We start from the raw sequence: 19,271 nt of genomic DNA, 5'->3' as shown, positions 1-19,271 counted from the left end.
GGTTACTGGATCACCACCTTCACGATGCCGGTGAGGGCGATCTGGGCGAGGGAGAGGGGGACGAGGAGAGTCCAGGAGAGCTTCTGGAGCTGGTCCTCACGCAGGCGGGGGTAGGTCACGCGGAGCCAGATCACGATGAAGGCGAGGACGGCCGCCTTCAGCAGGGTCCAGACCCAGCCGAGGCCGTCGGCGCCCCAGGGGCCGTGCCAGCCGCCCAGGAAGAGGACGGTGGTCAGTCCGCACAGGACGACGATTCCGGCGTACTCGGCGAGGAGGAACAGGGCGAAGCGGAGGCCGGTGTACTCGGTGTACGCGCCGAAGATGATCTCCGAGTCGGCGACCGGCATGTCGAACGGGGGGCGCTGCAGTTCGGCCAGCCCCGCCACGAAGAACACGATCGCGCCGACGATCTGCCAGGGCAGCCACCACCACTCGAAGGCGTCGACGATGCCGGGGAGGGAGACCGTGCCGGCCGCCATCGCGACGGAGGCGGCGGTGAGCAGCATCGGGAGTTCGTAGGCGAGGAGTTGGGCGGCGGTGCGCAGGCCGCCGAGGAGGGAGAACTTGTTGGCGGAGGCCCAGCCGGCCATGAGCGAGCCGAGGACGCCTACGCCCATCACCGCGAGGACGAAGAAGATGCCCGCGTCGATGACCTCGCCGACCGCGCCCTCGCCCGGGCCGATGGGGATGGCGAGGAGGACCAGGAGGTACGGGAGGAGGGCTACGGCAGGCGCGAGCTGGAAGATACGGCGGTCCGCGCCCGCCGGGACCACGTCTTCCTTCTGCGCGAACTTCACGCCGTCCGCGACGAGTTGGGCCCAGCCGTGGAAGCCACCGGCGTACATGGGGCCGAGGCGGCCCTGCATATGGGCCATGACCTTGTGCTCCGTCTGACCGATGATCAGAGGGAAGGTGAGGAAGACGACGAAGACGACCAGGAGTCGCAGGGTGACGTCGAGCACGTCGTTCACTGCGGGCCTCCTGCGGGGTCTTCGGGGGTCGGGGACTCGGGGGTCGAGCTTTCGGGGTCCGGGGTCTCCGGGGTGGCGTCCGCGTTCTCGTCCCCGGACTTCGGGGCGGTCTCCCCGGACGGCTCGGCCCCCTCCGGCTCAGGTTCGTCGAAGGCGGGACGGGCGTGGTGCCAAGGGGCATCCGCGCTACGAGGAGCCTCGGGTGGCGTGGCGGAGGCGGAGGCGGAGTCCGCCGCACTCTCTGCCGCCGCCGCACCCTCCGGCGCCCCTGCCTGCGTGCGCTGCGAGGCCGAGCCCTCGCCCACGCTCCGCGAGCGACGCGGCCGGGCCGGAGAAGCCGAGGCAGTCGAAGTAGCCGGCGGAGCCGCAGGCGTGCCCTCCCTCGAAGGCGTGCCCTCCCCCTCCCTCGAAGGCGTGCCCTCCCCCTCCCCCGAAGGCGTGCCCTCCGCCGGGGCTGTGCCGCTCTCCGCCGTCGCCGTCTGGCTCGCCGAGCCCTCCGACGCCGTACGGCTACGACGTACGGGGCGGTCGCCCGCGCCCGCAGCCGCACGTGTGGCCCGCGCTGGACGTTCGCCCGTGCCGCGTGCTGCCGCACCCCGTGCGGGGCGGGCCGGGGCGGGTGGGAGTTGGCCTTTTTGGGGGCCCCATTCGTTGGGGTCGGGGACGCCCGGGGGGAGCATCTGGCGGCGCTTGGGGCCGCCGTGCTCGGACTCGCCCGGTTCCTTGGCTCCGGGCCAGGCCTTGACGACGCGGGAGGCCAGGACGAAGTCCTTGCGGAGGGGGTGGCCCTCGAAGGTCTCCGGCAGGAGGAGGTGGTCCAGCGCCGGGTGGCCCTCGAAGTGGACGCCGAACATTTCGTGGGTCTCGCGTTCGTGCCAGGCCGCGCCCGCGTACACGCCGATGGCGGTGGGCAGGGCAGGGGCCTCGTGCGGGACCGTCGTACGGAGCAGCAGGCGTCGTACCGGCGAGAGGGCCGCGACGTGGGCCGCGATGCGGAAGCCCGTGCCGGGTTCGTCGACCGCGCTGAGCCAGTCGAAGTAGGTGCAGCCCAGCTCGTCGCGGGCGGTCCGGAGTGCCGTGATCCAGGCCGATGCCGGAACGTCGACCGTCAGGAGCTCGTACGACTCCTCGGCCGTGGCCTCCGCGCCGAAGAGTTCCTCGGCGGGGGCGGGCAGCCAGCCGACGGCGCCGGTCATCGGGCCTCCCCCGTATCGCCGTCCCTCACAGTACGGCCGTCCTTCGCCGTATCGCCGTCCCTCGCGCTACCGCTATCCGCCCCGATACCGCCACTCGTCGCCGACACCGCCGGCGGCTGCACCAACCCGCTCTGCAGCGCCGCCGTCGACGGACGCCCCGCAGGAGTTCCGTACCGCTCCCGCAGCGACTCCCGAGCGATCTTCTCCTGGAGCTTGATGATCCCCTGGAGCAGCGCCTCGGGCCTGGGCGGGCAGCCCGGCACATAGACATCCACGGGGATGATCTGATCGACACCCTTGGTGACGGAGTACGAGTCCCAGTACGGGCCGCCGCAGTTGCTGCACGCGCCGAAGGAGATGACGTACTTGGGCTCGGGCATCTGCTCGTACAGGCGCTTCACGGCGGGGGCCATCTTGTCGGTGACCGTGCCGGAGACGACCATCAGGTCGGCCTGGCGCGGACCGGGGGCGAACGGGATGACACCCAGCCGGATGAAGTCGTGGCGGGCCATCGACGCGGCGATGAACTCGATCGCGCAGCAGGCGAGGCCGAAGTTGAAGACCCAGAGCGAGTAACGGCGGCCCCAGTTCAGGACGACCTTCATCGGCTCGGGGGCGAGGCGGGCGAGGGCGCCCAGCCGTTTCGGCTCCGGCAGCAGAACAGGCTCGGAAGGCCGCACAACCGGCTCGGAAGGCCGCACAACCGGCTCGGAAGAAGGAGTCACGTCCATGCCAGGACCCCCTTCTTGTAGGCGTACAACAGGCCCACGGCCAGAAAGCCGAGGAACAGGAACATCTCCACCAGCGTCGTCGCGCCGTAGCCGGGAGCGGCGAAGACCGTCGCCCACGGGAACAGGAAGATCGAGTCGACGGCGAAGATGACGTAAAGGAAGGCGTAGACGTAGTAGCGGACCTGGGTGTGGGCCCAGCCCTCGCCGACGGGGTCGACGCCGCACTCGTACGTCAGGAGCTTCTCGGGGGTGGGGACCACGGGCCGCAGCAGGCGGCTGGCGCCGAAGGCGACGGCGACGAACAGCACGCCGATGACGGCGAGCAGCCCCACGACCGAGTACGACTGGAAGTAGTCCGCCGCGACGACGACGGTCGAATCGCGCACGTCCGTCCTCACTCCCTGACCTCGTGACCCACGTGAACCCTGCGTTCGACGATCTGTACGCACGGGAGTCTAGGCCCTGATAAAGCGACGGTAAGCAGGCCTTCACGCCTTGGTCCACCGGGGTGGGGATTTCCCCCGTGTATCCCGGCGGCCGACCTCATGGCGCGGCGGCCGTCCGCGCGGCACGCTAGCCCATATGACCGCACGCACACCCGACACCGGCATGCCGCGCCACGCCGCCACGGCCCCGGACGCCGAGCGCCTGCCGCCGGCCCAATTCGCCTTCAACTCGCAGACCTGGAAGGAGATCGCGCACCTTCTGCTGAACCTTCCGGTCGCGCTGTTCGGGTTCGTCTACGTCGTCACCGTGCTGTGGCTCGGCGCCGGGCTGACCGTCACGGTGATCGGCCTGCCGCTGCTCGCGCTGGGGCTGATGGGCGCGCGGCAGCTGGGCAAACTGGAACGGAAGCGGGCCAGGGCGCTGCTGAGGGTACGGGTGGACGAGCCGAGCCCGTTGCGGATCCGTGGCCAGGGAGGGTTCTTCCAGCGGCTGTGGATGGCGCTGAAGGACCCGGTGGGCTGGCGCACGGTCCTGTACGACTTCATCCGGCTGCCCTGGGGCATCCTCACCTTCACCATCACGCTGGCCTCGCTGTTCGTGCTGTGGCCGGTGCTGCCGTTCATCGCCCGGGGGCTGACCAACGCGGACCGGGCGATGGTGCGCGGGCTGCTGTCGCCCTCGGACGAGCTGGAGCGCCGTATCGCCGAGCTGGAGTCGGACCGGGGGGTCGTGGTCGACACGGCCGCCGCCGACCTGAGGCGCATCGAGCGGGATCTGCACGACGGGGCGCAGGCGCGGCTGGTCAATCTGGCCATGGGGCTGGGCCTGGCCAAGGAGAAGCTGCTGGAGGACCCGGACTACGCGGCGGGGATGATCGCGGAGGCGCACGGCGAGGTGAAGCTGGCCCTGCATGAGCTGCGGGACCTCGCGCGCGGGATCCACCCCGCGGTCCTCACCGACCGTGGCCTGGACGCGGCGCTCTCCTCCGTCGCCTCGCGCTGCACCGTGCCCGTGAAGGTGACGGCCGACCTGGACGCCAGGCCGGCCGCGGCGATCGAGGGCATCGCCTACTTCACCGTCTCCGAGCTGCTGCAGAACATCAGCAAGCACAGCGGGGCGCGGACTGCGTCGGTCGATGTGTGGCGGGTGGAGAACCGGCTGCTGATCCAGGTGTGGGACGACGGGCGCGGGGGCGCGCGGCTCGACGGCGGGACCGGCATGAGCGGTCTCGCCGAGCGGCTGGACGCCGTGGACGGCCTGTTCGTCGTCGACTCGCCGGCCGGCGGCCCGACGACGGTGACGGCCGAGCTGCCGTGGCGGGACCGCGCGCCGGCGGACGACCGGCAGAGCCAGGGCAGCCACGGGAGCCAGGGGTAGGGAAAACCCCCCGTTCAAGAGGCCGACGGACTCCATGGTCCGCGGAACTGCGGCAGAGCAGTGTGGGGGTACGACGGCACAGCCGCGGTACGACAGGACGAGCAGGCCGAGTAGAACGGACGACGCCGATGGCCACGGAGTACGGACAGGGCTACGCCCAGCGCGACAGCGGGCTCGGATACCCCACCGGACACCCCACGGGATACGCCACCGAGACCAGGCGGCACCGGCTGCCGGCGGGGCTGCGGGCGCCGTTCGAGGCGCGCAGCTGGCGCGAGTTCATGTATGTGCTGCTCAGCCTGCCCATCAGCATCCTGCTCTTCACCTACGCCGTGACGATGGTGTCGCTGGGCGCGGGCCTGCTGGTCACCTTCCTCGGGATTCCGGTGCTGGCCGCGGGGCTCGCCGGGTGCCGGTTGTTCGGGTCGCTGGAGCGGGCGCGGGCGCGGGGCCTGCTGGGACTCGACGTGGCCGCGCCCGAGCCGCTGCGGATGCGGAAGTCCGGCGCGATGGCCTGGATGGGGGCCGTACTCAAGAGCGGTTCGTCGTGGCGGGCGCTGCTGTACACGGTGCTGCACTTCCCTTGGGCGGTGTTCTCCTTCGTCGTCTCCGTGACCGTCTGGTCGATCGGCTGGTCGCTGCTGACGTATCCACTGTGGTTCTGGCTCTTCCCGATGTACGGCGGTCAGGACGGCCTGCAGCTGTACGACGACGAGACCCACCACGTCTACCTCGACAACCCCTTCGAGGTCACCGTCACGGCGCTGGTGGGGCTGTTGTTCACGCTGGCCGCGCCGTGGATCGTGCGGGCGCTGACCACGGTGGACCGGCTGCTGGTGCACGGGCTGCTCGGGCCGTCGCGGCTGGCGACACGGGTCGTGGAGCTGGAGTCGGACCGGGGGGTCGTGGTCGACACCGCGGCGGCCGACCTGCGGCGGATCGAGCGGGATCTGCACGACGGGGCGCAGGCGCGGCTGGTGGCGTTGGCCATGGATCTGGGGCTGGCGAAGGAGAAGCTGACGGAGGATCCGGAGGCCGCGGCGCGGATGGTGGACGAGGCGCACGGTGAGGTGAAGACGGCGTTGCAGGAGCTGCGGGATCTGGCGCGGGGGATTCATCCGGCGGTGCTGACGGACCGGGGGCTGGATGCGGCGCTGTCGGCGGTGGCGTCCCGGTGCACGGTGCGGGTGCAGGTGGAGGTCGATCTGGTGGAGCGGCCGGCGCCGGCGATCGAGGGGATCGCGTACTTCACGGTGTCGGAGCTGCTGCAGAACATCAGCAAGCATTCGCGGGCCACGTGGGCGGCGGTGGATGTGTGGCGGGTGGATCACCGGCTGATGCTGCAGGTCGTGGACAACGGGGTGGGGGGCGCGGACACCTCCGGTGGGTCGGGGCTGGCAGGGCTGGCCGAGCGGTTGGACGCGGTGGACGGGATTCTGGTGGTGGATTCGCCGGTGGGGGGGCCTACGCGGGTGACTGCGGAGTTGCCCTGGCGGAGTGAGCGGGTGTGAACAGGTGACGTGGGCTTGCGCTGTGGGCGGGGTGGACGGGGGTGGGTCGCGCAGCCGTAGCGCCGTCGTGGCTGGGGTGGGGGTGGGTCGCGCAGCCCGGCGTTGGCGGGGTGCCGCCTGCGCCCACCCGTGCCGCCCCAGGCGGCACGCATGCCCGCAGCTACGGCAGAGGCGCGCATGCCCGCAGCTTGTGACGGCGGGCATCGGCAGCCCGCGGCTGCGGGCTGCGACTGCTTGCGACACCGCACAGCCGTCCGCAGTCGCGGGCGGCTTATTACTGACCCTGACCCCGACCCGCTCGCCAATCTGTCTCTCCCCCATTTCCGCAGCCCGGGCGCAGCCCCGACCGAATGCTGGAATGCTGGAGGTCTTGGTGGGCGCTGTTGGGTTGTGGGGGGCCGAAGATCGTGGAGGACAGGGTGCGTGTGGTCATCGCCGAGGATTCGGTGCTGCTCCGGGAGGGGCTGACTCGGCTGTTGACCGACCGGGGCCATGAGGTCGTGGCCGGGGTGGGGGATGGGGACGCGCTGATCAAGACCATCGGCGAGCTGGACGCGGCCGGATCGCTGCCCGACGTGGTCGTGGCCGACGTACGGATGCCGCCGACGCACACCGACGAAGGCGTTCGCGCGGCCGTGCGGTTACGCAAGGCGCATCCCGGACTGGGCGTGCTCGTGTTGTCACAGTATGTGGAGGAGCGGTACGCCACCGAACTGCTGGCAGGTTCCAGCCGTGGGGTCGGGTATCTGCTCAAGGACCGGGTAGCCGAGGTGCGTGAATTCGTGGACGCGGTGGTCCGGGTGGCCGAGGGCGGTACGGCCCTGGACCCGGAGGTCGTCGCGCAGCTGCTCGGCCGCTCCCGTAAGCAGGATGTGCTCGCGGGACTCACCCCACGGGAGCGTGAGGTCCTGGGCCTGATGGCCGAGGGGCGGACCAACTCCGCGATCGCCCGGCAGCTCGTGGTGAGCGACGGCGCCGTCGAGAAGCACGTCAGCAACATCTTCCTGAAGCTCGGCCTGTCCCAGAGCGACGGGGACCATCGGCGGGTACTCGCAGTTCTGACGTACTTGAACTCCTGAGGGCCTGACACCGTGTCAGCCGATCGGAGGGCGAGAAAAGGGTCCGGCAAGCAAGACACAAGCATGGCGCGAGATCAAGGAACGAGGCCAGAACCGAAACCTGCACGGGGGGCGTCTTCGAGGGAAGCGCCGGGGGGCGGGAAATCATGTCAAGTCAGGGCGGCGAACCGTCTCAAAGCGGCGTCCATCATGCGAATGGCCGCGGGAGGGCGCCCCTTACGGACGTAGGGTTGATCCTGGGAGGGCCTGCGGGAAGGCCGTTCCCAGACAGCCGCCTCGAGGGAGGTCCAGTTCAGTGACCAGCCAGGTCAGCAGCCCAGCGGAGCAGGCCGACGAAGCCGTCGTGGGAGAGCAGCGCAAACCGGCAGGAGAGAAGGACGTCCGCCGGCTGGACAGAGTGATCATTCGGTTCGCGGGGGACTCGGGTGACGGTATGCAGCTCACCGGAGATCGCTTCACCTCGGAGACGGCGTCCTTCGGCAACGATCTGTCGACGCTGCCGAACTTCCCCGCCGAGATCCGCGCGCCCGCAGGAACCCTGCCGGGCGTTTCGTCTTTCCAGCTCCATTTCGCCGACCACGACATCCTGACCCCGGGCGACGCGCCGAACGTGCTGGTCGCGATGAACCCGGCCGCCCTGAAGGCGAACATCGCCGATCTGCCGCGCGGCGCGGAGATCATCGTCAACACGGACGAGTTCACCAAACGGGCGATGCAGAAGGTCGGCTATGCCGCGAGCCCGCTGGAGGACGGTTCGCTCGACGGCTACAGCCTCCATCCGGTGCCGCTGACGACGCTCACCGTCGAGGCGCTCAAGGAGTTCGACCTCACCCGCAAGGAGGCCGAGCGCAGCAAGAACATGTTCGCCCTCGGTCTGCTGAGCTGGATGTACCACCGGCCCACCGAGGGCACCGAGAAGTTCCTGACCGCCAAATTCGCCAAGAAGCCGGATATCGCGGCCGCCAACATCGCCGCGTTCCGGGCGGGCTGGAACTTCGGCGAGACGACCGAGGACTTCGCCGTCTCCTACGAGGTGGCCCCGGCCGCGAAGGCCTTCCCGGTGGGCACCTACCGCAACATCTCCGGGAACCTGGCCCTGTCCTACGGACTGGTCGCCGCGTCCCGCCAGGCGGACCTGCCGCTGTTCCTGGGCTCGTACCCGATCACCCCGGCCTCGGACATCCTGCACGAGCTGAGCAAGCACAAGAACTTCGGGGTACGGACCTTCCAGGCCGAGGACGAGATCGCCGGCATCGGCGCCGCCCTCGGCGCGGCCTTCGGCGGCTCGCTGGCCGTCACCACCACGTCCGGTCCCGGTGTGGCGCTGAAGTCGGAGACCGTCGGGCTCGCGGTCTCCCTGGAGCTGCCGCTGCTGGTGATCGACATCCAGCGCGGCGGGCCGTCCACCGGCCTGCCGACCAAGACCGAGCAGGCGGACCTGCTGCAGGCCATGTTCGGCCGCAACGGCGAGGCCCCGGTCCCGATCATCGCCCCGCAGACGCCGGCCGACTGCTTCGACGCCGCGCTGGAGGCGGCCCGTATCGCGCTGACGTACCGCACGCCGGTGATGCTGCTGTCCGACGGCTACCTGGCCAACGGCTCGGAGCCCTGGCGCATCCCCGACATCGACGACCTCCCGGACCTGCGGGTGCGGTTCGCGCAGGGCCCGAACCACACCCTGGAGGACGGCAGCGAGGTCTTCTGGCCGTACAAGCGCGACCCGCAGACCCTCGCCCGCCCCTGGGCGATCCCGGGCACGCCGGGCCTGGAGCACCGCATCGGCGGCATCGAGAAGCAGGACGGCACGGGCAACATCTCCTACGACCCCGCCAACCACGACTTCATGGTCCGCACCCGGCAGGCGAAGATCGACGGCATCGACGTGCCGGAGCTGGAGGTCGACGACCCGGACGGCGCGCGGGCGCTGGTCCTGGGCTGGGGCTCGACGTACGGGCCGATCACGGCGGCGGTACGGCGGCTGCGCCGGGCCGGGGAGTCCATCGCGCAGGCCCATCTGCGGCACCTCAACCCCTTCCCGCGGAATCTCGGCGCGGTGCTGGAGCGTTACGAGAAGGTGGTAGTGCCCGAGATGAACCTCGGTCAGCTCGCCACGCTGATCCGGGCGAAGTACCTGGTCGACGCCCACAGCTACAACCAGGTCAACGGCATGCCGTTCAAGGCCGAACAGCTCGCCACGGCTCTCAAGGAGGCCCTCGATGGCTGAGACGTCCACGGAAGGCACGGGCACGATCGAGTCGCTTTCGCTCGTTCCCAAGGCCGAGGCCCGCCAGTCCATGAAGGACTTCAAGTCCGACCAGGAAGTGCGCTGGTGCCCCGGCTGCGGTGACTACGCGATCCTCGCGGCTGTGCAGGGCTTCATGCCGGAGCTGGGTCTGGCCAAGGAGAACATCGTCTTCGTCTCGGGCATCGGCTGCTCGTCCCGCTTCCCGTACTACATGAACACGTACGGCATGCACTCCATCCACGGCCGCGCGCCCGCCATCGCGACCGGCCTGGCATCCTCCCGCCGCGACCTGAGCGTGTGGGTCGTCACCGGCGACGGCGACGCGCTGTCCATCGGCGGCAACCACCTCATCCACGCCCTGCGCCGCAATGTGAACCTGAAGATCCTGCTCTTCAACAACCGGATCTACGGCCTCACCAAGGGCCAGTACAGCCCGACGTCGGAAGTCGGCAAGATCACCAAGTCGACGCCTATGGGCTCCCTCGACGCACCCTTCAACCCGGTCTCGCTGGCCATCGGCGCCGAGGCGTCCTTCGTGGCCCGGACGGTGGACTCCGACCGCAAGCACCTCACCGAGGTGCTGCGCCAGGCCGCCGCCCACCCGGGCACGGCACTGATCGAGATCTACCAGAACTGCAACATCTTCAACGACGGCGCCTTCGACGCGATCAAGGACAAGCAGCAGGCCGAGGAGGCGGTGATCCGGCTGGAGCACGGACAGCCGATCCGCTTCGGCAGCGACGGCTCGAAGGGCGTCGTACGCGACGAGCACACCGGCGACCTCAAGGTCGTGACCGTCACGCCGCAGAACGAGGCGCAGGTCCTGGTCCACGACGCCCACGCGGCCTCACCGACCACGGCGTTCGCCCTGTCCCGCCTCGCCGACCCGGACACCCTGCACCACACCCCCATCGGCGTCCTGCGCTCCGTCGACCGGCCCGTCTACGACACGCAGATGGCCGACCAGCTCGACACGGCGATCGAACAGAACGGCAAGGGCGACCTGGCGGCGCTGCTGGCCGGCGGCGACACCTGGACCGTAGTCGGCTGACGGCTGTACGGCATGGAGGGCCCGGGTGCGACACAGCACCCGGGCCCTCGGCGTTCGGCGTTCGGCCCCGCAAGTCCGCGCGGGAGGCGGACAGGGGGCGCACGGGTGCACTACTCGTCGGGGATGTCCTTCTTGGCGCGGATCAGGGTGTCCCGGTCGATCACGACGATGCGCTCGTAGTCGGCTCGGGCGGCGTCCGGGGGAAGGTGCGGGTCGAGATCGGCGGTGGCCTCCGTGCCGATCACCGCGAAGTTTCCGTCACTCAGTTCGAAGAGGTCGGGGCAGGTTTCGTTGGTGTGGCTGCCCCTTGTGCGAGGGGGGTCTCCGAGGCGACGGACGACGGTGACGGCACGGGTTTCGCTGAACACTCGGAGGCCTCTTCATGATCCGGACGTAAGGACGTCCGGTTAAGAGTAGGCGGCCGGGTCAGGAAACTCGCCACATTCACAACTTCATGCCCACGGATCAATTTTCACACCCGTAAGTGGTGCGGCGAGGGCCAGTGTTGACAAATTTTTCACTCGGGTGCCGCATCGACCGACCCTACGACCCACCACCGGTCCGGATCATCGGCCAGTTCCTCCAGCATGCCGTCGATCACCTTGCCCAACCGCCGTTCCAGGGAGTCGCCGGGCAGGCTGCGCCGATGCTCGGCCGTGCGGTCCCAGTACTCGGCGAAGATGTCGTTGCGGCACAGAATCCTCAAGTGGCCCAGAAGTTCACTCCACTCGAACGTTCCGACGCGATAGGCCAGCAGGAGCGACGCGTACTGCCCGTTGGCGAAGATCATCTGTCGGCGTCTGGCCTCGGAGACCCCGGCCAGCGTGCTGCGGGCGTCAGCCAGGGAGGGATCGTCGATGGTCCGGTTCATCTGCTCCATGGTGATGCGGTGTTCCTGGATCAGGTTCGCCCGATGGACCTCCTCGGTCATCAACGCGAGCTGCCGGAGCAAGTCCAGCAGGATTTCCTCCTGGCGTCGGCGGCGGGTCCCACGGGTGAGCGATTCCCGTAAGAGGCCGAACCCCGCAGCTACTGCAGAACCGATACTTCGCCCTATCGCGACCGGTGTCTGTGTGGCCATGTCAAGACATCCCTCTGGATCTGGTGTCCGTGCACCGACGGGTGGGGCGCGGGTCGGCACACAGTGGGCGTGACACCCCTTCCCAGCGTGCCCGGCGGCACAAGCAAGCGCGGGAGGCGGAGAGGGGGCGCATCGAAGGACGTGTCTCGCATGTCGACCAACGCCCCGACATATGTGTGCCCTTCGAGCGCCGCCCGCATGCGCGTCAGCCGGCCACGACCGTATGCATCATCCCTGCTCAGGCCTGCCTTTTCGCCGCGTCATACGCATCCCGCGCCTCCTGCACCGCGTCCATCCGCTTCTGCGTCCACAGCGCGAGGTCGCGCACCTGTTCCGCGGCCTCGCGGCCGAGGCCGGTGAGGGAGTAGTCGACGCGTGGGGGGATCACCGGCCGGGCCTCGCGGTGGACCATGCCGTCGCGCTCCAGGGTCTGCAGGGTCTGCGTGAGCATTTTCTCGCTGACCTGGCGGACCTGGCTGATCGCGCGGCGCAGTTCGCTGAAGCGGTGCGGGCCGTCGAGGAGCTGGATCAGGACCAGGACGCCCCACTTGCTGGTGACGTGCTCCAGGACCAGGCGGTACGGGCACATCGTCGCGCCGTCGGGGTGCCATTCGGTTACTGCCATGCCGGTACCTTACTTCAAAGTGGGTACTTATGGAGAGTTAGTGCATCCCCTAGGGTTAGTGCCAACGCACCCCACAAGGAGTTCTTCATCATGAGCATCGTTGTCACCGGAGCCACCGGACACCTCGGCCGCCACGTCGTCGAGCAGCTGCTGGAGAAGGTCCCGGCCGACCAGATCACCGCCGTCGTCCGCACCCCGGAGAAGGCGGCCGACTTCGCAGCCCGCGGCGTGAAGATCGCGGTCGCCGACTACAACGCTCCGGAGACCTTCGACGGCCTGTTCGCCGCCGGCGACAAGGTGCTGCTCATCTCGGGCAACGAGTTCGACAAGGGCCGCGTCGGCCAGCACCAGGTCGTCATCGATGCCGCCAAGGCCGTCGGTGTCGCGCTCCTCGCCTACACCAGCGCCCCCGGCAGCCTGACCGCCGCGCTCGCCGACGACCACCGCGCCACCGAGGACGTACTCCTCGCCTCCGGCCTGCCCTACACGCTGCTGCGCAACGGCTGGTACCACGAGAACTACACCGAGAACCTCGCCCCGGTGCTGGAGCACAACGCGGTCGTCGCCGCCGCCGGCGAGGGCAAGGTCGCCTCCGCCTCGCGCGCCGACTACGCGGCCGCCGCCGTCGGGGTGCTGACCGGCGAGGGGCACGAGAACAAGACGTACGAGCTGAGCGGCGACGCGGCCTGGAGCTTCGCCGAGTACGCGGCCGAGCTGAGCCGTCAGTCCGGCAAGGAGATCGCCTACAACTCCGTCCCCGCCGACGCTCTCATCGGGATCCTGACCGGCGCCGGGCTGCCCGAGCCGCTCGCCGCGATCCTGGCCGGCGTGGACCAGTCCATCGAGAAGGGCGAGCTGGGCTTCGTCAACGGCGAGCTGTCCCGGCTGGCCGGCCGCCCGACCGCCCCGCTGTCCGAGGCGATCGCCGCCGCGCTCAAGGGCTGAGCCCTGACGCCCTGTGCGTCATGACCGTATACCGATACGGGCATGACACACAGGGGCGTTCGGCGCTACCTTCGTGCGGGCGAGCGACGCATGAAGGAGGAGCCGGTGACCGGGGAGCCGAAGAGTGAGCGGCGCATAGGACTGCTGAACGGCTTCGCGGCATACGGGATGTGGGGGCTGTTCCCGCTCTACTTCCCCCTGCTCAAGCCGGCCGATCCGTTCGAGGTCCTCGCCCATCGGATGGCGTGGTCCTTCGTCGTCGTCGCCGCGGTGCTTCTCGTCGTACGACGCTGGAAGTGGGCCGGAGAGCTGCTGCGGCAGCCGCGGCGGCTCGCACTCGTCTCGGTCGCCGCGGCCGTCATCGCCGTCAACTGGGGCGTCTACATCTGGGCCGTGAACAACGACCGGGTCGTCGAGGCCTCCCTCGGATACTTCATCAACCCGCTGGTCACCATCGCGATGGGCGTGCTGCTCCTGAAGGAACGGCTGCGGCCCGTGCAGTGGGCGGCGGTCGGCATCGGATTCGCCGCCGTCCTCGTCCTGACCGTCGGATACGGGCAGCCGCCGTGGATCTCCCTGATCCTCGCCTTCTCCTTCGCCACCTACGGCCTGGTGAAGAAGAAGGTCAACCTCAGCGGCCTGGAGTCGCTGACCGCCGAGACCGCGATCCAGTTCCTGCCCGCCCTCGGCTATCTGCTGTGGCTGGCCGCGCAGGGCGACTCGACGTTCACCACCGAGGACCCGGGGCACGCGGCGCTGCTCGCCGCGACCGGCGTGGTCACCGCGCTGCCGCTGGTCTGCTTCGGCGCGGCGGCGATCCGCGTGCCCCTGTCGACGCTGGGCCTGCTGCAGTACCTGGCCCCCGTCTTCCAGTTCCTGCTCGGCGTCGCCTACTTCCGTGAGGCCATGCCGCCCGAGCGCTGGGCCGGGTTCGCGCTGGTCTGGCTGGCGCTGACGCTGCTCACCGCCGACGCCTGGCGGGCGGCGCGCAGGGTCAGGGCCGAGATCAACAGGCCCAGCACCACCATCACGACGGGCACCCAGAGCGCCGTACGGAACGCGGACAGCGTGGCCTCCGGCCCCGACCCGGTCGACGCCAAGCCGTAGACCGCGGTCACCGCCGAGATCCCGATCGCCGAGCCGAACTGCGTCGCCGTGTTCAGCAGCCCGCCCGCCAGCCCCTGCTCCTCCTCGGCGACCCCGTCCGTCGCCGCGATGGTCAACGGCCCGTACGCCAGCGCGAACGCCGTGCCCGCGATGATCAGCGTCGGGAACATCGCCGCATACGACCAGTCCATGCCGACCGGCAGGAACAGCCCGTACGCGACGACCGCGAGCGCGAAACCGGCGACGATCACGCGGGCGTTGCCGTAGCGGGCAACGAGCTTCGGGGTGAGCGTCGGGGCCAGGACCATGTCACATCCCATGATCACCAGGGCGATCGCGGTCTGCAGCGAGGACCACCCCCGCAGCTCCTGCAAGTACAGCGTCACCACGAACTGGAAGCCGAAGAAGGCGCCGACGAACAGCAGCGCCCCGAGGTCGGCACGGACGAGCGCCCCGCTGCGCAGGATGCCGAGCCGCACCAGCGGATCCGGACTACGGCGTTCGACGGCGACGAAAGCAGCGGCCAGCAGCAGCGCGGCGGCACCGGACACGACGGTCAGCGGCCAGCCGTGCGGAGCGTGCTCCAGTCGTACGACGGTGTAGGCGGCCAGCAGCATCGCGCCGGCGGCGGTGAGCGCGCCGAACAGGTCGAAGCCGCGGCGGGTCTTCGACGGCGGGTCTTGCTGAGACGTTTCCTGACGCTGTGCGCCCTGCTCCGCCGTGTCCCGCTGAGGCGTCTCCTGCCGCGGAATCAGCCGTACCGCCGGGACCAGCAGCGCGCCCGCCAGCAGCACCGGCGCGAAGAACACCCAGCGCCAGCCGAGCTGGGTGAGCAGGCCGCCGATGACAAGGCCGAGCGAGAAGCCGCCCGCGGCCGTCCCGGCGAAGACCAGCAGGGCCTTGTTGCGCTGCGGGCCCTCCTCGTACGACGTCGTGATCAGCGACAGCGCCGCCGGGGTCATGAACGCGGCCGACACACCGGTGACGAACCGGGCGACGACCAGCATCCAGCCCTCGGTCGCGAACCCGCCGAGGCCCGAGAAGACCAGGAAGACGGTCAGCCAGAGAAGGAACATCCGGCGCCGTCCGAGCAGGTCGGCGGCCCGTCCGCCGAGCAGCGTGAAGCCCGCGTAACCGAGCACGTAACCGCTCATCACCCAGGCCGCGGTGCCCGTGGACAGGCCGAGATCGGATCGGATCGACGGGATCGCGACGGCCATCATGGCGACGTCGATGCCCTCCAGGAAGATCGTTCCGCAGAGGACTAAGAGCAGGGCCCAGGCGCGGGTGCCCATGGGGTCTCCTCGGGTAGGCGAACGGAGAGGTGAGACGGTTACGCAACTGAGGGTCGGTTCCCTCTTGTAACCGCCCCCAGCCTGCGGCAGCATCGGGAGACATGGAAGAAGGCACTTCAAAGTCACCGAGTAACTGCGAGAGCACCGTGGACTACGGCGACACCGACCCCTTCCAGTGGGACACCCGGGAGGGCTGCGACGTACGGCAGATCCTCGACCGAGTGGCCGACAAGTGGTCGCTGCTCGTCATCGCCCTGCTGGAGAACCGGCGGCTGCGCTTCACCGAGCTGCGCCGCGAGATCGACCGCATCAGCCAGCGCATGCTGACCGTGACCCTGCGCCAGCTGGAGCGGGACGGACTGGTGAAGCGGACGGTGCATCCGGTCGTCCCGCCACGGGTGGAGTACGAACTCACTCCGCTGGGCGGAACGCTGCACGCCACGATCCGGTCACTGGTGACGTGGACGGAACAGCATCAGCAGGAGATCGCGGCGGCGCGGGCGGCGTACGACCGGCGGGAGGCCGAGGCCGTTCAGGACAGCCACTGACCGGATGCGCGGCTATAAGTGGACTCATGACTGAGAGCACTCCCACACCCGTCCACTGGAAGCTCGTCATCGACTGCACCAACCCGCAGTCCCAGGCCGATTTCTGGGCCGCCGCGCTCCACTACGAGGTCGAGGACAACAACGCCTTCATCGAGCGCCTCCTCGAACTCGGCGCCCTGCCGCGCGAGGCGACCGTCGAGTTCCACGCCCGGCTCGCCTTCCGGGACCTGGTCGGCGTACGGCATCAGGACGATCCCTACGACGAGGACAACGGCGCCGGACTTGGGCGGCGGCTGCTGTTCCAGCGCGTACCCGAGGCCAAGTCCGTCAAGAACCGGCTCCACCTCGATCTGCACCCCGGCAAGGGGCGGCGCGCGGACGAGGTCGAGCGGCTGCGAGGGCTGGGCGCGAGCGTGCAGCGGGAGGTGAAGGAGCCCGGCGGGGAGTGGGTGGTGATGACCGATCCCGAGGGCAACGAGTTCTGCGTGCAGTGATCTGCCCGCCACCGCCCGATATACGAACACGCCTGTCCTGATACTGCTCTTGACGGAGCGTCAGCCAGAGCTTCACCATCCAGGCACCCCATTCACTGTGGAATCCCTGTGATTCCCAAGGAATTCGGAGCCCCCCACATGAAGCTCTCGGTTCCCGGACGCGTCACGGCCACCGCCGTCGTCGCGACCGCATCGCTCCTGGTCGGCGGATCCATAGCAGGGGCGGCACCCGCACCCGCGGTGGCCGCCGCCCCCGACATCCCCGTGGCCGACGTCAAGGCGCACCTCACCCAGCTCCAGTCCATCGCCACCGCCAACGGCGGCAACCGGGCGCACGGCCGGGCCGGCTACAAGGCCTCGCTCGACTATGTGAAGGCCAAGCTGGACGCGGCCGGTTACACCACGGCCATCCAGCAGTTCACGTCCTCCGGCCGCACCGGCTACAACCTGATCGCGGACTGGCCGGGCGGCGACACCAACCAGGTCGTCATGGCCGGCTCGCACCTCGACAGCGTCACCTCGGGGGCCGGTATCAACGACAACGGCTCGGGCTCGGCGGCGGTCCTGGAGACCGCGCTGGCCGTGTCCCGCGCGAACCATCAGCCCACCAAGCATCTGCGGTTCGCCTGGTGGGGCGCGGAGGAGCTGGGCCTCGTCGGCTCCCGCCACTACGTCAACAACCTGTCCTCGGCGAACCGGGCAAAGATCAGCGGCTATCTCAACTTCGACATGATCGGCTCGCCCAACCCGGGCTACTTCGTCTACGACGACGATCCGGCGATCGAGAAGACCTTCAAGGACTACTTCACCGGCCTCGGCGTCCCCACGGAGATCGAGACCGAGGGCGACGGCCGCTCCGACCACGCGCCGTTCAAGAGCGCGGGCGTGCCGGTGGGCGGGCTGTTCACCGGCGCGAGCCGAGCCAAGACGGCGGCCCAGGCGGCCAAGTGGGGCGGGACGTCCGGGCGGGCGTTCGACCGCTGCTACCACTCGTCCTGCGACACGACGTCCAACATCAACGACACCGCGCTGGACCGGAACAGCGACGCCATCGCGCATGCGGTGTGGGAGCTGTCCTCCTAGGAGTTCAAGGTCCGGGCGCGCTCGGCCAGACGGTCCATCCGCGCCCGGGCCGACTCGAGTTGCTCGATGTCCTCGGCCGCGGTCCCGTCCTCGGCGGTGAGTTCGCTCCACAGGCCGATCAGGTCCCGGCCCAGCAGCAGGCCCTGCTCCGGGTCGCGTACCGCCCGCCAGGCGGTCGCCGCGCTCTGCACGTTGCCGTACGCGGCCTCCGCGTCGCGGGCCCGGCTGCGGATCCTGGCCAGGTCGAGGGAGAGACCGAAGGCATGGACCGGGTCGCCCGCCAAGTAGGCGACATAGGCGGTGAGTTCACGCAACCGCAGCACTTCCGGGTGCTCCGGCCCCAGCGTCCCCGACGCCTCCGCCACCGTCTCCGCCGCCAACTCCGCGGCCGACTCGATCCGCCCCTCCCTGACCGCCTCCCCGATCCGCGCGACCGGCTCCGCCAGCTGAGCCCCCTCGTCCCCATGCGCCCCGGCCAGCGGGTCGTCCCCCAGCACCGCTTCAGCCACCGCGTCGAACCCGCGGGGCGGGGTCGGCTTGGCCTCCGGGTCGACGTCGGAGGCGGAGGTGTAGGGCGCGTCGACCGGTGGCTGCGGTTTGTGGTGGTGGGGCGGGAGGGGTTGGGGGGCCGGGGAAGGGAGGGGCGTGGGGTCCTTGAGGGCTTGGGGTGGGAGGGGCTGCGCGTCTTGGGGCGGGAGGAGCTGCGCATCCTGGGGCGGGAGCGGCTGCGCGTCCGGGGCCGGGGGCGGGGGCGGGGGCGCGTCCATCGCCGGCGGCGGGCCGAATTCGCCCATCGGTGGTGCGACCGTGCCGGGCGGGGTGTCCTGGACCGACTCCGGTATGGCGCGCAGGGGGAAGGTGGGGGCAGCGTCGCGGGGCGGCTGCGGCTGCGCTTCCGGTATGGCCCGCAGCACGTGCGTGGACCTGTCGCGGGGCGGCGCGGGCGGACCGGGAGGGGGAGGCGGCGGTACGGCGTCTCGTACGGCATCCGCTGCGGGTACGGCCTCCCCCATCGGCCGCGACTCCCCTGCCGACCCCGAACCTGCCACCGCCCCCACTCCCACCCGCACCGGCTCCGCCGTGAACTGCGTGGAGCCGTCGCCGTTCATCTGGAGTGGGACGACGTAGCCGATGCGCTCGTCGTGGATGGTGGCGTGGACGGGGTGGCCGCCGGCGAGGGCGATGCGGTGGAGGTGGTTCAGGATGGTGTGCTGGATCTCCTCGCCGGGAGCGGGGACGACGGGGACGCCGCCGACCGATGCGGTGCCCGCGCCCGGCCCCGCCACGGGGACGTGGACGTCGATGGGGGGCACCGCGGGGCCCGCCGGCTGGACGGCGTGCTTCTGGTCCCGCTTCTTGTCGCGGCTGAGTCGAGACATCGTTCCCTCACTCGGATGTGCCGGGTAGTCCGCGGACGGGGCCTTCGGCTACGGGTTCGGTTTCCATGGTGCCCCCCGCCCCGCGGTCTCCGCTTCCGCGCCCCCC

The 19,271-nt window shown here is 70.1% G+C and carries 18 protein-coding genes and 1 pseudogene; 10 read left to right on the top strand and 9 right to left on the bottom strand.

Going from position 1 to position 19,271, the window contains the following annotated elements; all coding sequences use genetic code 11:
* Positions 1–2: 2 nt before the first annotated feature.
* From QQY66_RS29190 to QQY66_RS29175, 4 genes are read right to left on the bottom strand one after another with little or no spacing between them, the layout of a single operon-like run.
* Positions 3–971: a complex I subunit 1 family protein gene (locus QQY66_RS29190; RefSeq protein ID WP_301983246.1), complete on the bottom strand. Its 969-nt coding sequence runs from the start codon at positions 969–971 to the stop codon at positions 3–5.
* Complete coding sequence (locus QQY66_RS29185; protein WP_301983245.1) at positions 968–2,167, bottom strand: NADH-quinone oxidoreductase subunit C; 1,200 nt, start codon at positions 2,165–2,167, stop codon at positions 968–970. Before QQY66_RS29185 ends, QQY66_RS29190 begins: the two co-directional genes overlap by 4 nt.
* Positions 2,164–2,898 (bottom strand): NADH-quinone oxidoreductase subunit B, encoded by a 735-nt coding sequence (locus tag QQY66_RS29180; protein ID WP_301983244.1) that lies wholly within the window; start codon positions 2,896–2,898, stop codon positions 2,164–2,166. Before QQY66_RS29180 ends, QQY66_RS29185 begins: the two co-directional genes overlap by 4 nt.
* Positions 2,889–3,284: an NADH-quinone oxidoreductase subunit A gene (locus QQY66_RS29175; protein WP_301983243.1), complete on the bottom strand. Its 396-nt coding sequence runs from the start codon at positions 3,282–3,284 to the stop codon at positions 2,889–2,891. Before QQY66_RS29175 ends, QQY66_RS29180 begins: the two co-directional genes overlap by 10 nt.
* A gap of 223 nt (positions 3,285–3,507) precedes the next feature.
* Here QQY66_RS29175 and QQY66_RS29170 point away from each other — a divergent pair, with 223 nt between their 5' ends.
* From QQY66_RS29170 to QQY66_RS29150, 5 genes are all read left to right on the top strand, one after another.
* A complete protein-coding gene (locus QQY66_RS29170; RefSeq protein WP_301987533.1) occupies positions 3,508–4,722 on the top strand; it encodes a sensor histidine kinase in 1,215 nt (404 codons plus the stop codon).
* 128 nt (positions 4,723–4,850) lie between these two features.
* Positions 4,851–6,233: a sensor histidine kinase gene (locus tag QQY66_RS29165; RefSeq protein WP_301983242.1), complete on the top strand. Its 1,383-nt coding sequence runs from the start codon at positions 4,851–4,853 to the stop codon at positions 6,231–6,233.
* Between the two features lie 419 nt (positions 6,234–6,652).
* Positions 6,653–7,312 carry a response regulator transcription factor gene (locus QQY66_RS29160; protein ID WP_301983241.1) on the top strand — a complete coding sequence of 220 codons (660 nt, stop codon included), beginning with the start codon at positions 6,653–6,655 and terminating at the stop codon, positions 7,310–7,312.
* A 295-nt stretch (positions 7,313–7,607) separates the two neighbouring features.
* The gene (locus tag QQY66_RS29155; RefSeq protein ID WP_301983240.1) at positions 7,608–9,536 is read left to right on the top strand and encodes a 2-oxoacid:acceptor oxidoreductase subunit alpha; all 1,929 of its coding nucleotides are present in this window, start codon (positions 7,608–7,610) and stop codon (positions 9,534–9,536) included.
* Positions 9,529–10,608 (top strand): 2-oxoacid:ferredoxin oxidoreductase subunit beta, encoded by a 1,080-nt coding sequence (locus QQY66_RS29150; protein WP_301983239.1) that lies wholly within the window; start codon positions 9,529–9,531, stop codon positions 10,606–10,608. The genes QQY66_RS29155 and QQY66_RS29150 overlap by 8 nt, the downstream gene beginning before the upstream one ends.
* A gap of 110 nt (positions 10,609–10,718) precedes the next feature.
* On the opposite strand, the gene QQY66_RS29145 is transcribed toward QQY66_RS29150, so the two are convergent.
* From QQY66_RS29145 to QQY66_RS29135, 3 genes are all read right to left on the bottom strand, one after another.
* Complete coding sequence (locus QQY66_RS29145; RefSeq protein WP_301983238.1) at positions 10,719–10,976, bottom strand: hypothetical protein; 258 nt, start codon at positions 10,974–10,976, stop codon at positions 10,719–10,721.
* A 149-nt stretch (positions 10,977–11,125) separates the two neighbouring features.
* Positions 11,126–11,689 (bottom strand): DUF6082 family protein, encoded by a 564-nt coding sequence (locus tag QQY66_RS29140; RefSeq protein ID WP_301983237.1) that lies wholly within the window; start codon positions 11,687–11,689, stop codon positions 11,126–11,128.
* Positions 11,690–11,927: 238 nt separating this feature from the next.
* Positions 11,928–12,314 carry a helix-turn-helix domain-containing protein gene (locus tag QQY66_RS29135; protein ID WP_301983236.1) on the bottom strand — a complete coding sequence of 129 codons (387 nt, stop codon included), beginning with the start codon at positions 12,312–12,314 and terminating at the stop codon, positions 11,928–11,930.
* 90 nt (positions 12,315–12,404) lie between these two features.
* On the opposite strand from QQY66_RS29135, the gene QQY66_RS29130 reads away from it, so the two are divergent.
* Complete coding sequence (locus QQY66_RS29130) at positions 12,405–13,259, top strand: SDR family oxidoreductase (RefSeq protein ID WP_301983235.1); 855 nt, start codon at positions 12,405–12,407, stop codon at positions 13,257–13,259.
* A gap of 105 nt (positions 13,260–13,364) precedes the next feature.
* The gene (gene rarD / locus QQY66_RS29125) at positions 13,365–14,366 is read left to right on the top strand and encodes an EamA family transporter RarD (RefSeq protein ID WP_367667001.1); all 1,002 of its coding nucleotides are present in this window, start codon (positions 13,365–13,367) and stop codon (positions 14,364–14,366) included.
* On the opposite strand, the pseudogene QQY66_RS29120 reads toward rarD, so the two are convergent.
* A pseudogene (locus QQY66_RS29120) lies at positions 14,261–15,661 on the bottom strand (MFS transporter); the annotation flags it as partial. The gene rarD and the pseudogene QQY66_RS29120 sit on opposite strands and share 106 nt — an antisense overlap.
* Positions 15,662–15,762: 101 nt before the next feature.
* Between QQY66_RS29120 and QQY66_RS29115 the strand changes: the two are divergent.
* The 3 genes from QQY66_RS29115 to QQY66_RS29105 all read left to right on the top strand — a co-directional run bounded on the left by QQY66_RS29115 (position 15,763) and on the right by QQY66_RS29105 (position 17,786).
* On the top strand, positions 15,763–16,209 hold the full coding sequence (locus tag QQY66_RS29115; RefSeq protein WP_301983233.1) for a helix-turn-helix domain-containing protein: 447 nt from the start codon (positions 15,763–15,765) through the stop codon (positions 16,207–16,209).
* Positions 16,210–16,235: 26 nt separating this feature from the next.
* Positions 16,236–16,703, top strand: a complete 468-nt coding sequence (locus QQY66_RS29110; protein ID WP_301983232.1) for a VOC family protein — start codon at positions 16,236–16,238, stop codon at positions 16,701–16,703.
* Between the two features lie 138 nt (positions 16,704–16,841).
* Positions 16,842–17,786: a M28 family metallopeptidase gene (locus QQY66_RS29105; protein WP_301983231.1), complete on the top strand. Its 945-nt coding sequence runs from the start codon at positions 16,842–16,844 to the stop codon at positions 17,784–17,786.
* Here the strand turns inward: QQY66_RS29105 and QQY66_RS29100 are convergent.
* Positions 17,783–19,165 carry a tetratricopeptide repeat protein gene (locus QQY66_RS29100; protein ID WP_301983230.1) on the bottom strand — a complete coding sequence of 461 codons (1,383 nt, stop codon included), beginning with the start codon at positions 19,163–19,165 and terminating at the stop codon, positions 17,783–17,785. The genes QQY66_RS29105 and QQY66_RS29100 overlap by 4 nt on opposite strands.
* Positions 19,166–19,271: the final 106 nt, after the last annotated feature.

The organism is Streptomyces sp. DG2A-72 (assembly GCF_030499575.1).
In the GTDB taxonomy this organism is placed as follows: domain Bacteria; phylum Actinomycetota; class Actinomycetes; order Streptomycetales; family Streptomycetaceae; genus Streptomyces.
Note: the sequence above shows the minus strand (reverse complement) of the source record. Positions and strands in the feature narration are given on the sequence as shown.